18 protein-coding genes are annotated in these 17,288 nt (G+C 71.2%); 7 read left to right on the forward strand and 11 right to left on the reverse strand.

Translation table 11 applies throughout. From position 1 onward, the window contains the following. Positions 1 to 17: 17 nt before the first annotated feature. The 6 genes from pstA to mshD form a co-directional block, all read right to left on the reverse strand. Positions 18 to 1,190, reverse strand: a complete 1,173-nt coding sequence (gene pstA, locus BH708_RS09495) for a phosphate ABC transporter permease PstA (RefSeq protein WP_076808362.1) — start codon at positions 1,188 to 1,190, stop codon at positions 18 to 20. A gap of 7 nt (positions 1,191 to 1,197) precedes the next feature. Next, the gene (gene pstC, locus BH708_RS09500) at positions 1,198 to 2,163 is read right to left on the reverse strand and encodes a phosphate ABC transporter permease subunit PstC (RefSeq protein ID WP_076808363.1); all 966 of its coding nucleotides are present in this window, start codon (positions 2,161 to 2,163) and stop codon (positions 1,198 to 1,200) included. Between the two features lie 100 nt (positions 2,164 to 2,263). Further along, positions 2,264 to 3,400 carry a phosphate ABC transporter substrate-binding protein PstS gene (gene pstS / locus BH708_RS09505; protein WP_076808364.1) on the reverse strand — a complete coding sequence of 379 codons (1,137 nt, stop codon included), beginning with the start codon at positions 3,398 to 3,400 and terminating at the stop codon, positions 2,264 to 2,266. Positions 3,401 to 3,793: 393 nt separating this feature from the next. Further along, positions 3,794 to 4,396 (reverse strand): DUF4190 domain-containing protein, encoded by a 603-nt coding sequence (locus tag BH708_RS20335; RefSeq protein WP_076808365.1) that lies wholly within the window; start codon positions 4,394 to 4,396, stop codon positions 3,794 to 3,796. Positions 4,397 to 4,454: 58 nt separating this feature from the next. Next, a complete protein-coding gene (locus BH708_RS09515; RefSeq protein ID WP_076808366.1) occupies positions 4,455 to 5,399 on the reverse strand; it encodes an NUDIX hydrolase in 945 nt (314 codons plus the stop codon). Between the two features lie 3 nt (positions 5,400 to 5,402). Next, positions 5,403 to 6,332 carry a mycothiol synthase gene (mshD, locus tag BH708_RS09520; RefSeq protein WP_076808367.1) on the reverse strand — a complete coding sequence of 310 codons (930 nt, stop codon included), beginning with the start codon at positions 6,330 to 6,332 and terminating at the stop codon, positions 5,403 to 5,405. A 136-nt stretch (positions 6,333 to 6,468) separates the two neighbouring features. Here mshD and BH708_RS09525 point away from each other — a divergent pair, with 136 nt between their 5' ends. The 6 genes from BH708_RS09525 to BH708_RS09550 all read left to right on the forward strand — a co-directional run bounded on the left by BH708_RS09525 (position 6,469) and on the right by BH708_RS09550 (position 11,440). Further along, positions 6,469 to 7,218, forward strand: coding sequence for a hypothetical protein (locus tag BH708_RS09525; RefSeq protein WP_076808368.1), 750 nt, complete (start codon positions 6,469 to 6,471; stop codon positions 7,216 to 7,218). 150 nt (positions 7,219 to 7,368) lie between these two features. Further along, on the forward strand, positions 7,369 to 8,010 hold the full coding sequence (locus BH708_RS09530) for an FABP family protein (protein ID WP_076808369.1): 642 nt from the start codon (positions 7,369 to 7,371) through the stop codon (positions 8,008 to 8,010). Next, positions 8,003 to 9,157, forward strand: coding sequence for a folate-binding protein YgfZ (locus tag BH708_RS09535; RefSeq protein WP_083713434.1), 1,155 nt, complete (start codon positions 8,003 to 8,005; stop codon positions 9,155 to 9,157). The genes BH708_RS09530 and BH708_RS09535 overlap by 8 nt, the downstream gene beginning before the upstream one ends. Positions 9,158 to 9,315: 158 nt before the next feature. Beyond that, positions 9,316 to 9,750, forward strand: a complete 435-nt coding sequence (locus tag BH708_RS09540) for a hypothetical protein (protein ID WP_076811068.1) — start codon at positions 9,316 to 9,318, stop codon at positions 9,748 to 9,750. Further along, the gene (locus BH708_RS09545) at positions 9,747 to 11,063 is read left to right on the forward strand and encodes an aromatic acid exporter family protein (RefSeq protein WP_076808370.1); all 1,317 of its coding nucleotides are present in this window, start codon (positions 9,747 to 9,749) and stop codon (positions 11,061 to 11,063) included. The genes BH708_RS09540 and BH708_RS09545 overlap by 4 nt, the downstream gene beginning before the upstream one ends. A 56-nt stretch (positions 11,064 to 11,119) precedes the next feature. Next, entirely contained in the window at positions 11,120 to 11,440 is a 321-nt protein-coding gene (locus BH708_RS09550) for a DUF2516 family protein (RefSeq protein WP_076808371.1), read from the forward strand. A 198-nt stretch (positions 11,441 to 11,638) separates the two neighbouring features. Here BH708_RS09550 and fbaA read toward each other — a convergent pair whose 3' ends face one another. From fbaA to BH708_RS09575, 5 genes are all read right to left on the reverse strand, one after another. Beyond that, complete coding sequence (gene fbaA, locus BH708_RS09555) at positions 11,639 to 12,664, reverse strand: class II fructose-bisphosphate aldolase (RefSeq protein WP_076808372.1); 1,026 nt, start codon at positions 12,662 to 12,664, stop codon at positions 11,639 to 11,641. A 175-nt stretch (positions 12,665 to 12,839) separates the two neighbouring features. Next, a complete protein-coding gene (locus BH708_RS09560; protein ID WP_076811070.1) occupies positions 12,840 to 13,406 on the reverse strand; it encodes a TrmH family RNA methyltransferase in 567 nt (188 codons plus the stop codon). A 236-nt stretch (positions 13,407 to 13,642) separates the two neighbouring features. After that, positions 13,643 to 14,395 (reverse strand): DedA family protein, encoded by a 753-nt coding sequence (locus BH708_RS09565; protein WP_083713436.1) that lies wholly within the window; start codon positions 14,393 to 14,395, stop codon positions 13,643 to 13,645. A gap of 339 nt (positions 14,396 to 14,734) precedes the next feature. Further along, positions 14,735 to 15,328: an orotate phosphoribosyltransferase gene (locus tag BH708_RS09570; protein ID WP_076808373.1), complete on the reverse strand. Its 594-nt coding sequence runs from the start codon at positions 15,326 to 15,328 to the stop codon at positions 14,735 to 14,737. A 97-nt stretch (positions 15,329 to 15,425) separates the two neighbouring features. Next, a complete protein-coding gene (locus BH708_RS09575) occupies positions 15,426 to 16,274 on the reverse strand; it encodes an SDR family oxidoreductase (RefSeq protein ID WP_076808374.1) in 849 nt (282 codons plus the stop codon). Positions 16,275 to 16,338: 64 nt separating this feature from the next. Between BH708_RS09575 and BH708_RS09580 the strand changes: the two genes are divergently transcribed. Then, a complete protein-coding gene (locus tag BH708_RS09580) occupies positions 16,339 to 17,139 on the forward strand; it encodes an exodeoxyribonuclease III (RefSeq protein WP_076808375.1) in 801 nt (266 codons plus the stop codon). Positions 17,140 to 17,288 lie beyond the last annotated feature (149 nt).

Raw genomic sequence — 17,288 nt, forward strand, 5'->3', positions numbered from 1 at the left:
CTTTCGTGAGGCCCGGCTCAGCGGCTGAGCTTCGGGGAGAAGTAGTGGCTGACCAGTCGGGCGATGATGTTCAGCACCATCACGATGACGATCAGGGTGAAGGCCGCGGCCCAGGCTCGATCGATGTTGGCCGTGGTCGCGCAGGCGTAGACCTGCTGGGTGAACGGGTCGGTGACCGTATCGCTCATGCAGTTCGCGCTGCCGGCCTTGTACTGCTGGTTGATGAAGGTCGGAAGGGTCGCCATGCGGCCGTCGAACATGTTCCAGTTCACCGAGGTCACCATCCCGACGGTGAGCAGCAGCGGGGCCGTCTCGCCGATCACCCGGGCGATGGCCAGGGTGATGCCGGTGGTCAGCCCGGCGATCGCGGTGCGCAGCACGACCTTGACGATGGTCAGCCATTTCGGCACGCCCAGGGCGTAGGACGCCTCGCGCAGGTCCATCGGCACCAGGCGCAGCATCTCCTCGCTGGAGCGGACCACGGTGGGGATCATCAGCAGCGAGAGCGCGACCGCGCCCATGATGCCCATGCGCACGCCCTCGTCGGGCAGGATCGCGATGAACAGCGCCAGGCCGAACAGGCCGGCGACGATGGAGGGGATGCCGGTCATGACGTCGACCAGGAAGGTCACGCCCTTGCCCAGCACGCGGCGCCAGCCGTAGTCGGCGTACTCGACCAGGAAGATCGCGGTGAACAGCCCGATGGGGATGGAGATGATCGATGCCCACAAGGTGATCAGCAGCGTGCCGATGGCCGCGTGGACGACACCGCCCGCATCCGCGCCGCCGATGATCCCGGACATGTCCGAGGTCCAGAAGGCGAAGGGGCTCGGCGCCGCCTCGATGACGCGGACCAGGCCACGGGAGACCACTTCCCACAGCAGGGAGAGCAGAGGGAACATCGCGACGGCGAAGGCTCCGATGACCAGCAGGGTCATCAGTCGTTCCATCGCCCAGCGGCGGCCCTCGCGGATCCTCGCGTACAGGTAGCCGAAGGCCAGGTGGAGCAGGAAGCCCAGCAGGACGGCGCTGGGGATCGACAGGGCGTCGACGATCGCGAGCACGGCGATCGCGACGAGCAGACCGGCCAGGCCCGTCAGGACCAGGTGGTACCAGGGCAGGCGGCGCTCCTGTGCCGACCGCATCGTGGTCGGCGGCGTGTACTCGGAGGTGGGGGTCGTGGTGCTCATGATGACCTCAGCTCTTGGCGCCGCTGCGGGCGACGATCCAGCGGGCGGCGGCGTTGATCAGGAAGGTCAGGACGAACAGGACCAACCCGGTGAAGATCAGCAGCGACATCTCGGTGCCCGCGGACTCCGCCTCCTTCGCGGCGATGTTCGCGGCGATGGTCTGGTGCATGCCGACCTCGAGGATGTGGAACGAGAAGGTCGCTCCGGGCGCGAGGATCATCAGCACGGCCATGGTCTCGCCGAGCGCGCGGCCCAGGCCGAGCATCGAGGCGGCGACGACGCCGCTGCGACCGAAGGGCAGCACGACGGTGCGGACGGTCTCCCAGCGCGTCGCGCCGAGGGCGAGCGCGGCCTCCTCCTGCAGCTTGGGGGTCTGCAGGAACACCTCGCGGGCGACGGCGGTGATGATGGGCAGCACCATCACGGCCAGCACGATCGCGGCGGAGGCCAGGTTGCGCATCGGCGCATGCGGGTCGCCGGCGAACAGCGGGATCCACCCGAAGTACGTGTTGAGGAAGACGTACAGCGGCTCCATCTTGGGGACCAGCCAGATCCCGCCCCACAGGCCGTACACGACCGAGGGCACGGCGGCCAGCAGGTCGATCATGTAGCCGAGCCCGGAGGCCATGCGCGGCGGCGCGTAGTGCGAGATGAACAGGGCGATGCCGACGGAGATCGGGATCGCGATGACCAGGGCGAGCGCGGCGGCCAGGACGGTGCCGAAGATCAGCGGGAGCGTCGTCTCGACCAAGGAGAACTTCGCGCCGTCGCCGAGGATCTCCCGGCTCTCCCTCATGGCGGGGACGGACTCGCTGGTGAGGAAGACGGCCACCAGGGCGAGGGTGACGAAGATGAGCAGTCCCGAGCCGATGCTCAGGACCGAGAAGACGGAGTCGCCCAGCCGGCGTCCGCTGGTCCTCATCGAGGTCGGAGGTGCGTCCGGGGTCTCCGGCGCGACGTCAGTGGTGCTCACAGGGGCCTTCCTCAGAGCTCTTCGGGGGCGGGGGCGGTGACATGGTCGTGCCGCCGAGCCACGAATGGCTCGGCGGCACGACCCTGTGCAGGAGCGATGATCAGCCGACGCTGATGCTGTCGATCGACTTCTGGACCTCGGCGGAGAGCTCCTCGGTCAGCGGGGCGGACCCGGCGTTCTCGGCCGCGATCTGCTGGCCCTGCTCGGAGGTGATGAAGGAGGCGTAGGACTTCACGGCCTGGCCGGTCTGGGCGTCCGCGTAGGAGCCGCACATCACCAGGTAGGAGACCAGGACGATCGGGTAGACGCCCGACTCCTCCGTGGTGCGGTCCAGCTCGAAGACGATGTCGTTCTCCTCGCGGCCCTCGGCGCGCGGGGAGACGTCGACGGCCTTGGCGGCCGCCTCGGAGCTGTACTCGACGAACTCGTCGCCGACCTGCACGGCGGCGACGCCGAGGTCGCCAGCCTGCGAGGCGTCGGCGTAGCCGATGGTGCCCTCGCCGCCCTGGACGGTCGAGATCATGCCGGAGGTGCCGTTGCCGGACTGCCCCCCGGAGATCGGCCAGGTCTCCACGGGACCATGGGTCCACGCGTCGGGGGCGTTCTGGGAGAGGTAATCGGTGAAGTTCTCGGTGGTGCCCGAGTCGTCGGAGCGGTGGACCGGGACGATGTCGGTATCGGGAAGGTCGACGTCCGGGTTGTGCTCGGCGATCTTCGGATCGTTCCAGGTCGTGATGTCACCGGCGAAGATGCCGGCGAGGACCTCGGGCGGGAGGTTGAGGCTGTCGACGCCCTCGAGGTTGAACACCACGGCGATCGGGGAGATGTACAGCGGCACGTTGAAGGCCTGCTCGCCGTTGCACACCTCGGTGGATGCGGCCAGCTCCTCCTCGTCCATCGCGGCGTCGGAGCCGGCGAAGGAGACCTGGCCGGCGAGGAACTGCTCGCGGCCCGTGCCCGACCCGGTGGCGTCGTAGGTGACCGTGAGGTCGCCGCCCTCGGCCTGGGTCATCCCCATGAAGGTCTCGGTCCAGGCGGTCTGAGCGTTGGCCGCGGAGGACGCCCCGGCGCCGGCGAGGTTGCCGGTCAGCTCGGCGTAGTTGCCGGCGCCGGCGGCACCCCCGGCATCGGACCCCTCGGAGGAGGCGGACGACCCCCCGCTGCAGGCGGAGAGCGCGAGGCCGCCGACCAGGCCGAGTGCGGCGAGCGAGACGAGCTTGTTCTTGCGAACGTTCACTGCTGTTCCTTTCGGGGCCGAGGGCCCGGGGACGCATGAGGCGACGTGGTGCGAAGTCTGTCGGCGCTGACGCTAAGGAGCGCAGGTGACGAGCCGCCCGCTCGCGCGTGAACAGCAGGTGAACAGCACGATCGGCCTCAAGAAAGCCCTGGTGGCGCCGCAGATACCGATCAGGTCACAGCGGCGCGGGGCCCGCCGTGCACCTGTGATCCGCACCGCTCTCCGGCACCGCGGTCCGGGCTCCCCGGGCGTGCCCGGGCCCGGCCCCGGTCGACCGCACGATGCCGGGCCGGGGCAGCGCTCGGAAGCGGGCCGGGGCACCGCTCGGGAACGGGCCGGGTCGACGCTCGGGAACGGGCCGGGGCAGCGCTCAGGAGCGGGCCGGGTCAGCGCTCAGGAGGTCGAGCCGGCGTAGATGCCGAATCCGATGATGAGCACGATGTAGGCCACGAAGAGCGCGAGGAGCAGCGTGCCGAGGATGCTGATCACCAGACCGGCGATCGCGAATCCGCGCCCTGCCCTGACGGGCTCCGCGGTCGGGCCGGTCTCGCGCATGCCGAGGATCGAGAAGACGAGGCCCACGGGCGCCGTCAGCCCGGTGCACAGGACCAGGGAGGCGAGGCCGACGATGAATCCGGTCAGCGCCATCGCAGAGGTGGGCGGGGGCGGGGCGTAGCCGGGAGCGGCCGCGGGCCATGCCGGGCCGGCGCCGTAGGTCGGTCCGACGGAGCCGTGGCCCGCTGCGCCCGGGGGACCGGAGGAGGCGGAGAAGGAGCCGAAACCGTCGTCGGAGGCCGCGCCGCCGTACGGAGCGGCATCGCCGGACGCATAGGGGTCGGCACTGCCCGGTTCGTACGGGTCATCTCCGTGCGATCTCGACGCGTAGGGGTCCTGCCCCCAGGTCCCGTCGGCGTAGGGATCCGCCGAGCGTCGGCTGTCCTCGCTCCCGCGATCGCGGTCGTTCCCGTCGTACCCGGCCGGGTCCCACATGCTCATCTGTTGCCCCTCGTCCCCTGCTCGGAAGTCGTGCACATCGTATCTGCTGCGTGGTGCGTCAGCTGATGTTGGGCAGGTGACGCTCGATGGCGACCACCGCACCCTGCGACGTCGTGTGCAGGATCAGGGCCTCCCCGGCCGCGAGGTACGGATCCTGGCGCGGCAGCTCGAGCGCGGCGCCGGGGCGGGCCACCTCCCGGACGGCCCGGATCACGGAGGGCAGCACGGGCCGGTGTGTGCACACCACGGTGCCCTGTGCCTCGTGCAGCACCCGCTCGATCACGGCCCGGGTCCTGGAGGGATGGTCCTCGTGATCCGCCTCGGTCAGCGCGTCCTTGGTGCGGATCGTGAGCCCTTCGACCCGGGCCAGCGGATCGACCGTGGCCACACAGCGCTTCCAAGGACTGCTCACGATGCTGCGCGGGTCGAAGGCGTCCAGCAGCAGGGGCAGGGCCTGGGCCTGCTTGCGCCCCTTGGAGTTCAACGGGCGGCTCGTCTCCCCCTTGCGCCACTTCTTGCGCGCCAGCGCCGCACCGTGGCGCTGGATGATGATCGGAACGGTCGTGAGCTCCTCGGCCTCCCGGTACCTGCGCAGAGTGGCCAGGCACACCTGGTCGCCCTGACGCGTCACCAGGTGCTCGGCATCCTCCAGGCGCACCCAGGTCACGTCGTCGACCTCGGAGGCGTCCACGGGACCCGGCGCCGACGTCGCCCGCACGGTCCCGCACCAGTACTGCACGATCTTGGTGCGACCGTCGGGCAGCAGGTAGACAGAGGCCGGCAGCGGCCGGTGCAGCCGCACCCGATATCCCGTCTCCTCGGCGACCTCGCGCACGGCGGCGGCCGGGAACGTCTCGCCCTTGTCGAGCTTGCCCTTGGGGATCGACCAGTCGTCGTAGCGCGGCCGGTGCACCAGCAGCACCTCGGTCCCTGTCTTCCCCTCCCGCCAGGCGAGGGCCCCGGCGGCGAGGACGGGAGGCGGCTTCCCGGGGGCGACCTGCATCGATCAGCTCTTCTCTGCCATGCGCAACTGCACGTCCCGGCCCGAGACGCGGAATCCCCACCGTTCGTACAGCGCCAGCGCGGGGGCGTTGTCGGCCTCGACATACAGCTCCACACCGGGCACCCCGGCCTCCTGCAGCCGGGTCAGCGAGGTGGCCAGCAGGTGGCCGGCCACGCCGTGGCCCTGCACCGCGGGCGAGGTCGCCACCACATAGATCTCTGCGTCCGCTGCCCCGGCCCCGGCGCCTGCCTCGACCTCCGCCTCGCGCTTGACCCACACGAAGCCGACGAGGTCCTGGCCACGGCGGGCGACCAGCAGGTCCTCGGGATCGAACCACGGCTCGGCCAGGCGCTGATCGAGGTCCTCGCGGGTCAGCGCGCCCTGCTCGGGATGGTCCGCGAAGGCTGCGGCATTGACCTCGAGCCACGCGTCCGCGTCGCGGTCCGCCACGAAGGTGTCCAGCTGCAGGTCCTCCAGGGTCGGCGCCGGCACCTCGGGCACCGGGTGCGCCGGCCCCAGCGGCCGGTGGAGGGTCAGCAGTCGACGGGTCTCGTGCAGTCCCGCATCGGTGAGGAAGGCGAGGGAGCCCTCGAGCGCGCCGTGGGCCCACACCCCGGCGTCAGGTCGCAGGTCCAGCGCTGCGCGCAACAGGGCGGTGCCGTGTCCGCGACGGCGCTGATCGGGACGGACCATCCCCTGGACGGTGCCGTCGGCCAGGACGCTCGCATAGCCGGTCGGCGGCACCGCGGCCTCGTCGGCCTCCGTGGGCGCGTCACCATCGGGTCCGAGCAGCAGGTGCTGCGCGTCTCCTGCGGTGATCGCGAGCCGGGCCGCCTCGTCCAACGGGGAGACCCCGTCGTGGGCAGTGACCGCCTCGAGCAGCTCCTGGATCGCCGCGCCGTGGGACTGCGACAGAGCAGCCGTCGTGATCATGAGGTCCTTCCGGGGCTCTGGATGATGCTGAGTGTGCCGCCGCCAGCGGGCGCTCGTAGACTGCCACTGTAGCGCCCGTTAGACGACCGCCGTCGGCGACCGCGCAGAGACCGGACACGAGTGCGAGGGAGGCCCCATGACCGCACCCGAGCGCGCTCCGCTCGGCGCTGCCCTGGCGCTCCTGCTCGCCCTGGTCTCCCTCACCGGTCCCGCCTCACCCACCCTCATGGCAGGGGCTGTCGCACTGCTCACACTGCTGGTCGCGCTCGCCTGGCCGGATCTGCTCGAGCTCCCCTCCCCCGTCGGCACCCGTGCCGTGCTCGCCGGAGTCGGAGTGGCCGGCGCCGTCCTCGCCGCGAGCTCGACGGACCGCTTCTCGCCGATCTCCGGGATCGTGATGGTCTGTGCCGTGGGAGTTTTCGCCGCCTTCGCCCACCAGATGCTGCGATCGGACCGCCGGGACCTGACCGCATCCCTGACCGGCACCATCGCGGGCGTGTTCGTCGCCGGGATCTCGGCGACCTGGGTGCTCGCCCAGACCGAAGCGATCTCGAGCGGCCGCAGCGGCCTGGTCGCGGCCGTCGCCGCCGGGCTGGCCGCGACCCTGCTGCTCAATGCGACGCCGCTGCCGCCGACGCTGCGCTCCATCGTCTCCGCCCTGGCAGGCATCGGCGTGACCGCTCTGCTGGCCACCTCGCTGGCGGGCCTCGGCCTCCTGATCGCCGCGGGCCTCGGCCTGCTGATCACGATCGGCGCCGGCTGCGCGCAGCTGCTGGTGGGCTCCTCGCTCGTGGCCCGGGAACCGGTGCCCTCTCTCGCGGTGGGCGCGGTGCCGGTCGCCACGGCGGGCGTCCTCGCCCACCTCGCCGTGCTCCTGCTCCCCTGAGGGCCGGCCCGGGACGATAGACTCGGTGCCATGTCCGCACTCTCCATCTTCTTCATCATCCTGGTGGTCCTGGTGGGCCTCGGCACCTTGGCCTTCGCCGCCCTGGTGATCTCCCGCCTGTTCGACCACTGATCGGCCGCTGCGAATCCCATGCCCATCACGCTCGATGCCTCGATGCCCGAGTCGCTGTATCCGCTGGCCTGGCTGATCGGCACCTGGCAGGGAACCGGTGCCCTCCATCGCCCCGAGGACCCCGACGCCTCCGACCGGCGGATCGAGCAGCAGCTGGTCTGCAGCGCCCGGGAGGACGGCACCCTCGGCTGGCGCTCGACGATCCACGAGGTCGACGACCCCGCTCCTCTGCCCCCCACCAGCGCTTTCTCCCGTGACGAGGCCGCGACGCCCGCTCCCGCAGGATCGGGCGAGCGGACCCTGCTGATGCGCGAGGACGGCATCTGGACCGTCGGCGATCCCCTGCCCGGCCAGGACCTGGCCGCCGCTCGCGCCGCGAAGCCCGGCGACCCCGCCGGATTCGTCTCCCATGCGCTCCAGGCGCACTTCGAGCGCCGCGACGGGGCCGACGAGAGCTGGTCGGGCGAGGTCCGCGGGCCCCGCGTGCAGCTCGCGCTCGCCGCCCCCGACACCCCGGCCCAGGTCTCCGCCACCCGCATGTTCGGGTACGTCAGCGGACGCCTGATGTGGCTGTGGGAGCAGCGCCTGCCCGCGGGCGCGGAAGGGGACGACGGATCGACCATGACCCCCTACCTCTCCGTGGAGCTCACCCGTGCCTGATCAGGATGCCCTCCCCGACCCCCAGCCCGAGCAGCCTGCGCGCGGCGTCCGTCCGCTGCTGAGCACCGGAGCCGTCCTCGGCGACGGCCCGGATGCGTCCGTGCCTGCCCATTACGGCGCTCCGCTGCGCGAGCAGCGCCGGTTGCTGCAGGGCCGAGCCGTCGTCGACCTCGGCCAGTTCGAGGTGCTCGAGGTGCGCGGGGCGGATGCTCGCAGCTGGATGACGACGGTGAGCACCCAGGTGCTCGCGGGCACCCCGGTCGGCTCGTCGGCGAGCCTGGCGGTGCTGTCCCCGCGCGGCCGCGTCGAGCACCTCGCCTCCGCCGTCGTGCTGGACGAGGACGCGCTGCTGCTGATCCTGGACGCCGGCCGCCGCCAGGGTCTGCGGCAGTACCTCGAGATGATGCGCTTCGCGGCCCGCGTCGAGCTGACCGATCGCGACGACCTGCGGGTGCTGGGCGCCCTCGCCCCGGCCGGCGAGGTGCTGGCCGGGCTGGAGCTGCCGGAGCCCGTCGCCGTCTGGGCCGAGCCGTGGCCGCAGGTCGCCCCGGGCGGGGTCGCCTACGGCCCCGATCCGGAGGACCCCGTCGGCGCCGTGCTCACCGTCGCCGATGCCGGCGCGCTCGCCCACCTGCCCTGGCGCGACGAGCACCTGGCCGGCATGAGCTCCTGGGAGGCGCTGCGGATCGCCGATCATCGGGCCCGCGCGACCCGGGAGGTCGACGAGCGCTCCATCCCTCATGAGCTGGACCTCCTGCGCACCTCGGTGCACACCGAGAAGGGCTGCTACCGGGGCCAGGAGACCGTCGCCAAGGTGCTGAACCTCGGCCAGCCGCCGCGGCGCCTGGTGATGCTGCACCTGGACGGCTCCCAGGACGTCCCCGTCGCCCCGGGGGGCGAGGTGCGTCTGGAGAACGCCGACGGCAAGGTCGTCGGCACGGTCACCTCCGCCGCGCTGCACGCCGACCTCGGCCCGATCGCCCTGGCCGTCATCCGTCGTGCGGTCCCGCTCGACGGCGCGCTGATGGTGCAGGTCCCCGTCTCCACCGGGGACGGCGGCTCCGACGCCGTGTGGATCGACGCCTCGCAGGAGCCGATCGTGGTGCCCCGCGAGCACGGCGAGCGCCCGGTCACCGCCAAGCTCTGAGGCGGCCGCCGAGCGCTGACGGGCGGACTCGGCATCGGGCCGGATCCACCCCCTCCTCACATCCGGGGCCCGGCGTCCACGCCGTCACCACAGCATCCGCACCGCCCTCCTACGGCCGACGCCTGTGCGCCCGGCGCGGACCTGGAAGAATGACGACCATGAGTGCACAGGCCGACCAGGAGGACTGGAGCCGACAGCGTCGGCAGGTGTTCGAGGTCAAGGAGCAGGCGCTGCAGGCGGCCCGCGCGGACGAGCACCGTCGGGCGACGTCCATCATCCGCGAGGCCGTCGAGCGCTTCCAGGACGCCGGCATCGCTCCGGTCGCGCTGCGCGCGCGGCCGTACACCGGCTCCGGCACGATCCGCACGGCGCTCCAGGGCTGGTACCTCAAGCAGGACCGTTCCCTCGCCGTGGACGCCGAGGGCCGCTACTACGTGATGCGGGTCGACGGCGGTCTGCGTGCCCGGCTGCGCGGTGCCACGCCCGAGCCGTCGATGGCGCCGCTGGTGGTGGGCCGCGGGGCGCGTGACGGGGACACCTTCCGCCTCGAGGAGCTGCTGGAGATGCGGCTCGAGGACCCGGTGCGCCCATGAATCGCCACGACGAGACCTCTTCGAAGAGCTCCACCGCGACCACGGCGATCCCGGTGCTCGAGAGAGCCCGTTCCTCGGTCTCCTCCTGGTTCGTCACCGGGCTGTCCCGGGGGCGCCAGGACGTGCTGACCATCAGCCGCGCCGCCGTGGCCGCGAGCCTCGCATACCTGGTCTCCAGCATGCTGTGGGGTCATGAGTTCCCGTTCTTCTCCTCGATCGTCGCCTTCGTCATCATCGGCTTCGGCATCGAGAAGAAGATGCGCAAGATCGTCGAGATGGCCTCCGGGGTGATGTTCGGGGTGCTGCTCGGCGAGGTCGCCCGGCAGGTCATCGGCTCGGGGACCTGGCAGATCCTGGTGGTGGTGTTCTGCGCCGGCATGCTCGCGCGGTTCATCGACAAGTCCAACCTGTTCGGCTTCCAGACCGCGATCCAGTCGCTGCTGGTGATGATCATGCCGATCACGCCGACGATGACACCGGGTGGGCGCGTGCTGGACGCGGTCACCGGGGTGGTGGTCGCGATCATCGTCCACCTGCTGCTCTCCGGGGATCCGCGGCGCCTGCAGTCCCGCGCGGCGATCTCCTTCTACCAGGAGCTCGAGAACTCCCTGGTGTCCCTGGCCCTGGCCGCGCGCAGCGGCGACCGGGACGTCTCGCAGGCCGCGCTGGTCACCCTGCGCGACTCCTCCCAGAAGTACACCGACGAGTGGACCCTGGCCAATGACGTCGCCAACGAGATGGCGACCTTCTCCCCGTCCGGGCTGCGCCACGCCGACGACGTGGGACGTCTGGAGCACCTGCTGATCGGCTCCGACCGCGCGATGCGGAACATGCGCGTGATCGCCCGGAGACAGACGGAGTTCCTCGACGCCGTCCACGGCGATGCGCACTCGACCTTGGCCGACGCCCTGCTGGCCGCCCGGGACGCGGTCACGGAGCTGTCCACCGCGGTCACGCACGACGAGGTCGACTTCACCACCGCTCGGCGCAAGCTGCAGCTGTACTGCTCCTACCTCACGCCGGAGATGCTGCTGCGCAACGACGAGGGCGTCCGGCCGGGCCGCGCCGGACACTTCGAGGGCGTCACGCTCACGGTCCAGCTGCGCTCGCTCGCGATCGACCTGCTCCAGGCCACCGGGCTGACCGCAGCCGAGGCCAAGCAGTTCCTGCCCAGCCTGGTGATCGCCGCGGACGGCGACGCCATCGGTCCACGTCCGCTGACGACGGAGATGCGGGCTCTGGAGCCCCCGGCCACCACCGAGGCCCTCGAGCTGCTGATCACTTCCCGCTCCGACCCCGACCGGCGGCGGTGACCCGTCATGTTCGCCCCGCCCGGCGTCCCTTCAGTCCCGACCCGTATCCTGGTGCGATGATCGCCCTCATCCAGATGTGGATCTTCCTCGTGCTCGCCCTGGCCCTCCTGGCGGCGGAGGTCTGGGCCTTCGTCAACGCGCTGAGGTTCCGCGCCGATGCCTACGTCGCGGCCGGCAAGCGCACGAAGGTCTTCTGGTCCGTGCTCACCGGCGTCGCCGTGCTGGTGGGCTTCCTGTCCCTGCCTTATCCGATCGGCCGCGGTGGGCCCTCCATGCTGTTCATGCTGATCGGCATCGTCATCGCGGGCATCTTCCTGGCCGATGTCCTGCCGGCGCTGAAGCGCGTGATGGGGCGAGCCGCCGGCAACCGCTGGTGACCGTCGCCGCCCACCACCGGGACGGCACCGCGTGGTGACCGCGCCGATCGGCCACCGCGCCGACCGCGTCCTGGGCGATGCCGCGCCGACCGTCGCGCCGTGATGAGGTGAACCACGAGAAGAGGACCCCGGAGCTCGTGCTCCGGGGTCCTCTTCTCGTGCGATGTTCCGCCCAGGGGCGGATCTGCTCGCGTCAGCTCAGGCGTGGGTGCCCGCCGAGCGGAGGTTCTCGCAGGCCTCGACGATGCGAGCCGCCATGCCGGCCTCGGCCTTCTTGCCCCAGGCGCGGGGGTCGTAGGCCTTCTTGTTGCCGACCTCGCCGTCGACCTTCAGCACACCGTCGTAGTTGTCGAACATGTGCGCCGCGGCCGGACGCGTGAAGGCGTACTGGGTGTCCGTGTCGATGTTCATCTTGATGGTGCCGTAGTCCAGCGCCTCGGAGATCTCCTCCTCGGTGGAGCCGGAGCCGCCGTGCATGACCAGGTCGAACGGACGCTCCGTGCCGTACTCCTTGCCGACCGCCGTCTGGATCTCGTCCAGGACCTTCGGGCGCAGCTTCACGTTGCCCGGCTTGTAGACGCCGTGCACGTTGCCGAAGGTGAGGGCGGTCAGGTAGCGGCCCTTCTCGCCCAGGCCGAGCTTCGCGGCGGTCTTCAGGCCGTCCTCGGGGGTGGAGAAGAGCTTGTCGTTGGAGACGTTGGCCTGCACGCCGTCCTCTTCGCCGCCGACCACGCCGATCTCGATCTCGAGGAGCTTCTTGGCCTCGACGGACTTCTCCAGCAGGCGCTCGGCGATCTCGAGGTTCTCGTCGACCGGCACGGCGGAGCCGTCCCACATGTGCGACTGGAACAGCGGGTCCAGGCCCTTGTTCACGCGGTTCTCGAGGTCCCACTGGATCAGGGGCTCGACCCAGGTGGGCAGGACCTCCTTGGCGCAGTGGTCGGTGTGCAGCGCGACGGTGATCGAGTAGTTCTTCGCCACGGCGTGCACGTACTCGGCGAGCGCGATGGAGCCCGCGACGCGGTCCTTGACGGTGGAGCCGGAGAGGTACTCGGCACCGCCGAAGGACACCTGGATGATGCCGTCGGAGTTCGCCTCGGCGAAGCCCTGCAGCGCGGCGGTGGCCGTCTGGGAGCTGGAGACGTTGACGGCCGGGTAGGCGAACTTGCCCGCCTTGGCGCGGTCGATCATCTCTGCGTACTGATCCGGGGTTGCGACTGCCATGAGGCATTCTCCTTGGGTCGAGCGGCGTGATGACGGCCGGGGGCGCGCTGTGCGCCGCGCAGGGCCGTCCTATCCTCCCCATTGTCCCATAGGGCGCCTCCATGCCGACCGGGCCTTTCATCCCGCGGAAGGGGCCGGGACGGGCCGAGGGCTGCGATCGCGGCGCGCTGACGGCTCAGCGCAGCGGCCCCTCGGGGACCTCGGCGTGCTGCAGGATCCAGGTGTGCATCGCGATCGCGGCCGCGGCGGCGACGTTGATCGAGCGCGTGGAGCCGAACTGGGTGATGCCGACGACGAGGTCGGCGGCGGCCAGGAGCTCCGGGCTCACGCCCGGCCCCTCCTGCCCCACGACCAGCACGGCGTCGCGCGGCAGCGGGGTGCGCTCGATCGGCATCGCCCCGGGCACCAGGTCGATCGCGACCAGCGGCCGACCCTCCCGGCGGGCCCAGGCGACGAGGTCCGCCGCATCCGGATGGTGGATCTCGTGCTGATAGCGGTCGGTGACCATGGCCCCGCGACGGTTCCAGCGCCGTCGACCGACGATGTGGAAGGCGCCGACGGCGAAGGCGTTCGCGGTGCGCACCACGGAGCCGATGTTCGCGTCGTGGTCGAGGTTCTCGATGGCCACGTGCACGTCGTGGCGGCGGGTGTCGAGCTCGGCCACGATCGCCTCGCGGCGCCAGTAGCGGAAGCGGTCCTCGACGTTGCGGCGGTCCCCGGCGGCGAGGAGCTCGGGGTCCAGGTGCGGGTCCGTCGGCCACGGCTCGGGATGGGGTCCGACGCCGACGACGCGATCCGGCGCATTACCGGGATCACGGGGCTCACCCGATGCGTCCGCGCCGCCCCGGGGCTCACCCGATGCGTCCGCGCCGCCCCGGGGCTCACCCGATGCGTCCGCGCCGCCCCGGGGCTCACCCGATGCGTCCGCGCCGCCCCGGGGCTCGCCCGGCGCAGGCCCGCCGGCGGAAGACTCCGCACTCACCGCGCGGACCCGGAGGTCCCGTCGGGCCGCGCGGTGGTCCCGTCGCGCCCGGAGTCCTCGGTCGCGCCGTCGCGCCCGGAGTCCTCGGTCCTGTTCTCCTCCTGCTCGAGGAGCGCCTCGTCCGGATCCGGCAGTCCGAGCCGGCGACGGGCCACCTCGCGGCGGATGAGCTGGATCGCGAAGACCAGGATGACCAGGGCGACGATCGCATAGACGACGTTGGAGAAGATGTCGGTGTACGGCTCGATCACGGTCCAGTTGCTGCCCATGACGTAGCCGATGGTCAGGAAGACGGTGTTCCAGATGGTGCTGCCGGCAAGGGTGAGCAGGGTGAACATGCCCAGTGGCATCGCGTACAGACCCGCCGGGATGGAGATCAGCGAGCGCACGCCCGGCACCATGCGGCCGAAGAAGATGGCCTTGTGGCCGTGCTTGTCCATGAAGTCGACGGTCTTGTCGTAGTCCTTCACGTGCAGCAGCGGCAGCTTCAGGAAGATCGTGCGCAGGCGCTCCGGGCCGAGCAGGCGGCCCAGGCCGTACAGCAGCCAGGCCCCGGCGATCGAGCCGCTGATCGAGGCCAGCAGCATCGCCCAGTACGTGTTGTTCGGGCCTGCCGCGGCCACGCCGGCCAGCGGCAGGATCACCTCGGAGGGGATCGGGGGGAACAGGTTCTCCAGGAAGATCAGCAAGGCGACACCGAGGGTGCCGAGGCTGTCCATGGTGCTCACGGCCCAGTCGACGATGTTCATGCGGGTCTCCTCGATGCTCGGTCGGCCGGCGCGGGCTCCGGACCGGACGGCGTGGCGGCAGGGTCGTCACGCGGAAGGGTTCTCGTCGACCGGATCGGACTCGGCCGGGCCCCCGAACCGCCCCGCCCATGCTATGCGGTCATCCCTGCAGGTCCCCCGAGGAGGTGGTGGACTGCGCAGGACCTTCACCAGCGCTGTTCCGCCTGCTCACGGGACGCCCGGCCGGATCGGCCGGGCTGTCGCGCCGGTCACTCCGCCCGACCTGCCATCCCGATGAACGTGTCACTCCGCCCGAGCGGTCACGCCACCCCGTCGGTCACGCCGCCCGCGCGGGACCCGTCAGATCTCGAACTCGGAGATGTCGTAGGCGGCGAGATAGCGGTACCCCGCGGCCTCGACGGCCGCGCGGGACGCCTCGGAGCGGTGCACGATCACGGCGACCGCGTCGATCCTCGCCCCGGCCTCCTCGAGCGCTTCGCAGGCGGTCAGCACGCTGCCGCCGGTGGTGGAGGTGTCCTCGACGGCGACCACGCGACGACCGCCCACCTCGGGGCCCTCGATGCGGCGCTGCAGACCGTGGGCCTTGTTGGCCTTGCGCACCACGAAGGCGTCCAGCGGGGTGCCGGTGGCCGCGGAGGCGTGGAGGATCGAGGTGGCGACGGGATCGGCGCCGAGGGTGAGCCCGCCCGCGGCGTCGACGCCGGGCAGCAGTCCCTCCCGGCGCAGCAGATCCACCATCACGCGGCCCACCAGGGGCGCCGCCTCGTGGTGGAGGGTGATGCGGCGCAGGTCGACGTAGTGATCGGCTTCCGCGCCCGAGGAGAGGGTGACCTGTCCGCGCACGACGGCGAGATCACGGATCAGCTCCCGCAGGCGTTCGCGCGCGGCATCGATCGAGTCGGACGGGACGGGCTCAGAGCTGGTCTCGGTCATGGGCTCAGCGTAATCGACCACGCCGGGACCGGAACGCGCTGCGCGAACGGGGCGGGCCGCGGAGGAGAGCGGCGAGGCAGGAGCCCCTGCTCCGGATCTACGGTTCCGGATCCCGCTCCCATGGCGCATGGAGCTTGCGTCGGGAGGCCTTGCGTCGGGAGCGCTTCACGGCCCGTCGCTGCAGATGCTGGTACCAGGACTGCGAGGTCATGGCGCGCACCAGCGGACGCGGCGCGATCCGGGAGAACTCCCCCGCGGTGCGGTAGGTGACCGAGGGGATCGACAGCACCGTGCCCTTGGCGGTGTCCTTGAGCGCCTGTTCCACGACGAAGGGGGCTTTCAGCCAGGTGATCCGCGGCAGCCCGTCCATGCTCATCGAGGCCCGCTCGTGGAACTCGGTCTGGACGAAGCCGGGCAGCAGCGCGGTCGCGGTGACCCCGGTGCCCTTGAGCTCCATGGCGAGGGATTCGGTGAACACCGTGACCCAGCTCTTGGAGGCGGCGTAGGGGCCTGCGGTGGTGTAGCCGGCCAGGGAGCTGACGTTGAGGATCGCCCCGCGACGGCGCTGGACCATGGTGCGCGCGGCAGCGTGGGACAGCACCAGCACCGCCTTCATCAGCGTGTCCATCTGCTTCTCGTGGTCCTCGACCCCGACCTCGAGGAAGCCGCCCCGCAGGCCGTAGCCCGCATTGTTGATGAGCAGGTCCACCCGGTCCACCGGGTCGGTGATGCGGATCGCGACCCGCTCCAGCGGCTCCCGGTCAGAGAGATCGGCCGGCAGCGTCTCGACGGCGACGGTGTGGACGTCGCGGATCTGTTCGGCGACGGCGCGCAGGCGATCCTCGTCGCGGGCGACCAGCACGAGATCGTGCCCGGTGCCGGCCAGCTGCCAGGCGAACTCCAGACCCAGTCCGGAGGTCGACCCGGTGACCAGTGCGCGCGTCATGTCCCGAGCTTACGTCGATTCGCGGCGGAGCACGGGTGTCTTCGCTCCCCCGTAGGATCGTGTCATGCGCATCGCGACCTGGAACATCAATTCGCTGCGGGCACGGATGGAGCGCGTGCTCGCCTTCCTGGAGCGCCACGACGTGGACGTCCTGGCCCTGCAGGAGACCAAGGCGAAGCCCGAGCAGCTCGACCTGACCGCCCTGACCGACGCGGGGTACGAGGTCAGCGCCCACGGCCTGAACCAGTGGAACGGCGTGGCGCTGATCTCCCGGATAGGCCTGCGCGACGTGCGCACCGAACTGCCCGCGGTCCCGGCCTGGCCCGAGGACGGGGCCGGCGTCGTCGAGGCCCGTGCGCTCAGCGGCGTGGTCGGTGACGGCCTGCGCATCTGGTCGCTGTACGTGCCCAATGGGCGCGAGCTCGACCACCCCCATTACGCCTACAAGCTGCGCTGGCTGGAGGCGCTGCGGGCCGAGGGCGAGCGCGACCTGGCGACGGATCCGCAGGCCCGCACCGTGCTGGTGGGCGACTTCAACGTCGCCCCGCAGGACGAGGACGTCTGGGACATGACCGCCTTCGACGGCAAGACCCACGTGACCGCGCCGGAGCGCGCCGCCTTCGAGGCCGTGGTGGACGCGGGCTACGCCGATGTGGTGCGTCCGGACCACCCGGGCCCGGGGATCTACACCTACTGGGACTACCAGGCGCTGCGTTTCCCCAAGAAGGAGGGCATGCGGATCGACTTCGTGCTCGGCTCCCCCGCCGTGCAGGCGGCGGTGAGCGGGTCGTTCATCGACCGGGAGGAGCGCAAGGGCAAGGGCGCGTCGGACCACGCGCCGGTGGTCGTCGACCTGGAGTTCTGAGCGACCGGGGCTCTGAACGACCGGCCCCACACATGGTGGAGCGGCGTCGCGATCTCTCGCGGCGCCGCTCCGGACGAGCCATCTGCATCGGTATCAGGCGTGCACAGTGTGTGGCTGCGGTGGCGCTTTCGACGCCTCACAGCCGGTCC

The sequence above is a fragment of the Brachybacterium sp. P6-10-X1 genome (assembly GCF_001969445.1).
Lineage (GTDB): Bacteria > Actinomycetota > Actinomycetes > Actinomycetales > Dermabacteraceae > Brachybacterium.

Bases quoted from the DNA above. Each gene is read 5' to 3' on its own strand.
- BH708_RS09530 (WP_076808369.1), top strand. From the start codon at position 7,369: ATGCCCATCACGCTCGATGCCTCGATGCCCGAGTCGCTGTATCCGCTG.
- BH708_RS09570 (WP_076808373.1), bottom strand. From the start codon at position 15,328: ATGACCGAGACCAGCTCTGAGCCCGTCCCGTCCGACTCGATCGATGCC.
- BH708_RS09575 (WP_076808374.1), bottom strand. From the start codon at position 16,274: ATGACGCGCGCACTGGTCACCGGGTCGACCTCCGGACTGGGTCTGGAG.
- fbaA (WP_076808372.1), bottom strand. From the start codon at position 12,664: ATGGCAGTCGCAACCCCGGATCAGTACGCAGAGATGATCGACCGCGCC.
- pstA (WP_076808362.1), bottom strand. From the start codon at position 1,190: ATGAGCACCACGACCCCCACCTCCGAGTACACGCCGCCGACCACGATG.
- BH708_RS09580 (WP_076808375.1), top strand. From the start codon at position 16,339: ATGCGCATCGCGACCTGGAACATCAATTCGCTGCGGGCACGGATGGAG.
- BH708_RS09545 (WP_076808370.1), top strand. From the start codon at position 9,747: ATGAATCGCCACGACGAGACCTCTTCGAAGAGCTCCACCGCGACCACG.
- BH708_RS09540 (WP_076811068.1), top strand. From the start codon at position 9,316: ATGAGTGCACAGGCCGACCAGGAGGACTGGAGCCGACAGCGTCGGCAG.
- BH708_RS20335 (WP_076808365.1), bottom strand. From the start codon at position 4,396: ATGAGCATGTGGGACCCGGCCGGGTACGACGGGAACGACCGCGATCGC.
- BH708_RS09525 (WP_076808368.1), top strand. From the start codon at position 6,469: ATGACCGCACCCGAGCGCGCTCCGCTCGGCGCTGCCCTGGCGCTCCTG.
- BH708_RS09565 (WP_083713436.1), bottom strand. From the start codon at position 14,395: ATGAACATCGTCGACTGGGCCGTGAGCACCATGGACAGCCTCGGCACC.
- mshD (WP_076808367.1), bottom strand. From the start codon at position 6,332: ATGATCACGACGGCTGCTCTGTCGCAGTCCCACGGCGCGGCGATCCAG.
- BH708_RS09550 (WP_076808371.1), top strand. From the start codon at position 11,120: ATGATCGCCCTCATCCAGATGTGGATCTTCCTCGTGCTCGCCCTGGCC.
- BH708_RS09515 (WP_076808366.1), bottom strand. From the start codon at position 5,399: ATGCAGGTCGCCCCCGGGAAGCCGCCTCCCGTCCTCGCCGCCGGGGCC.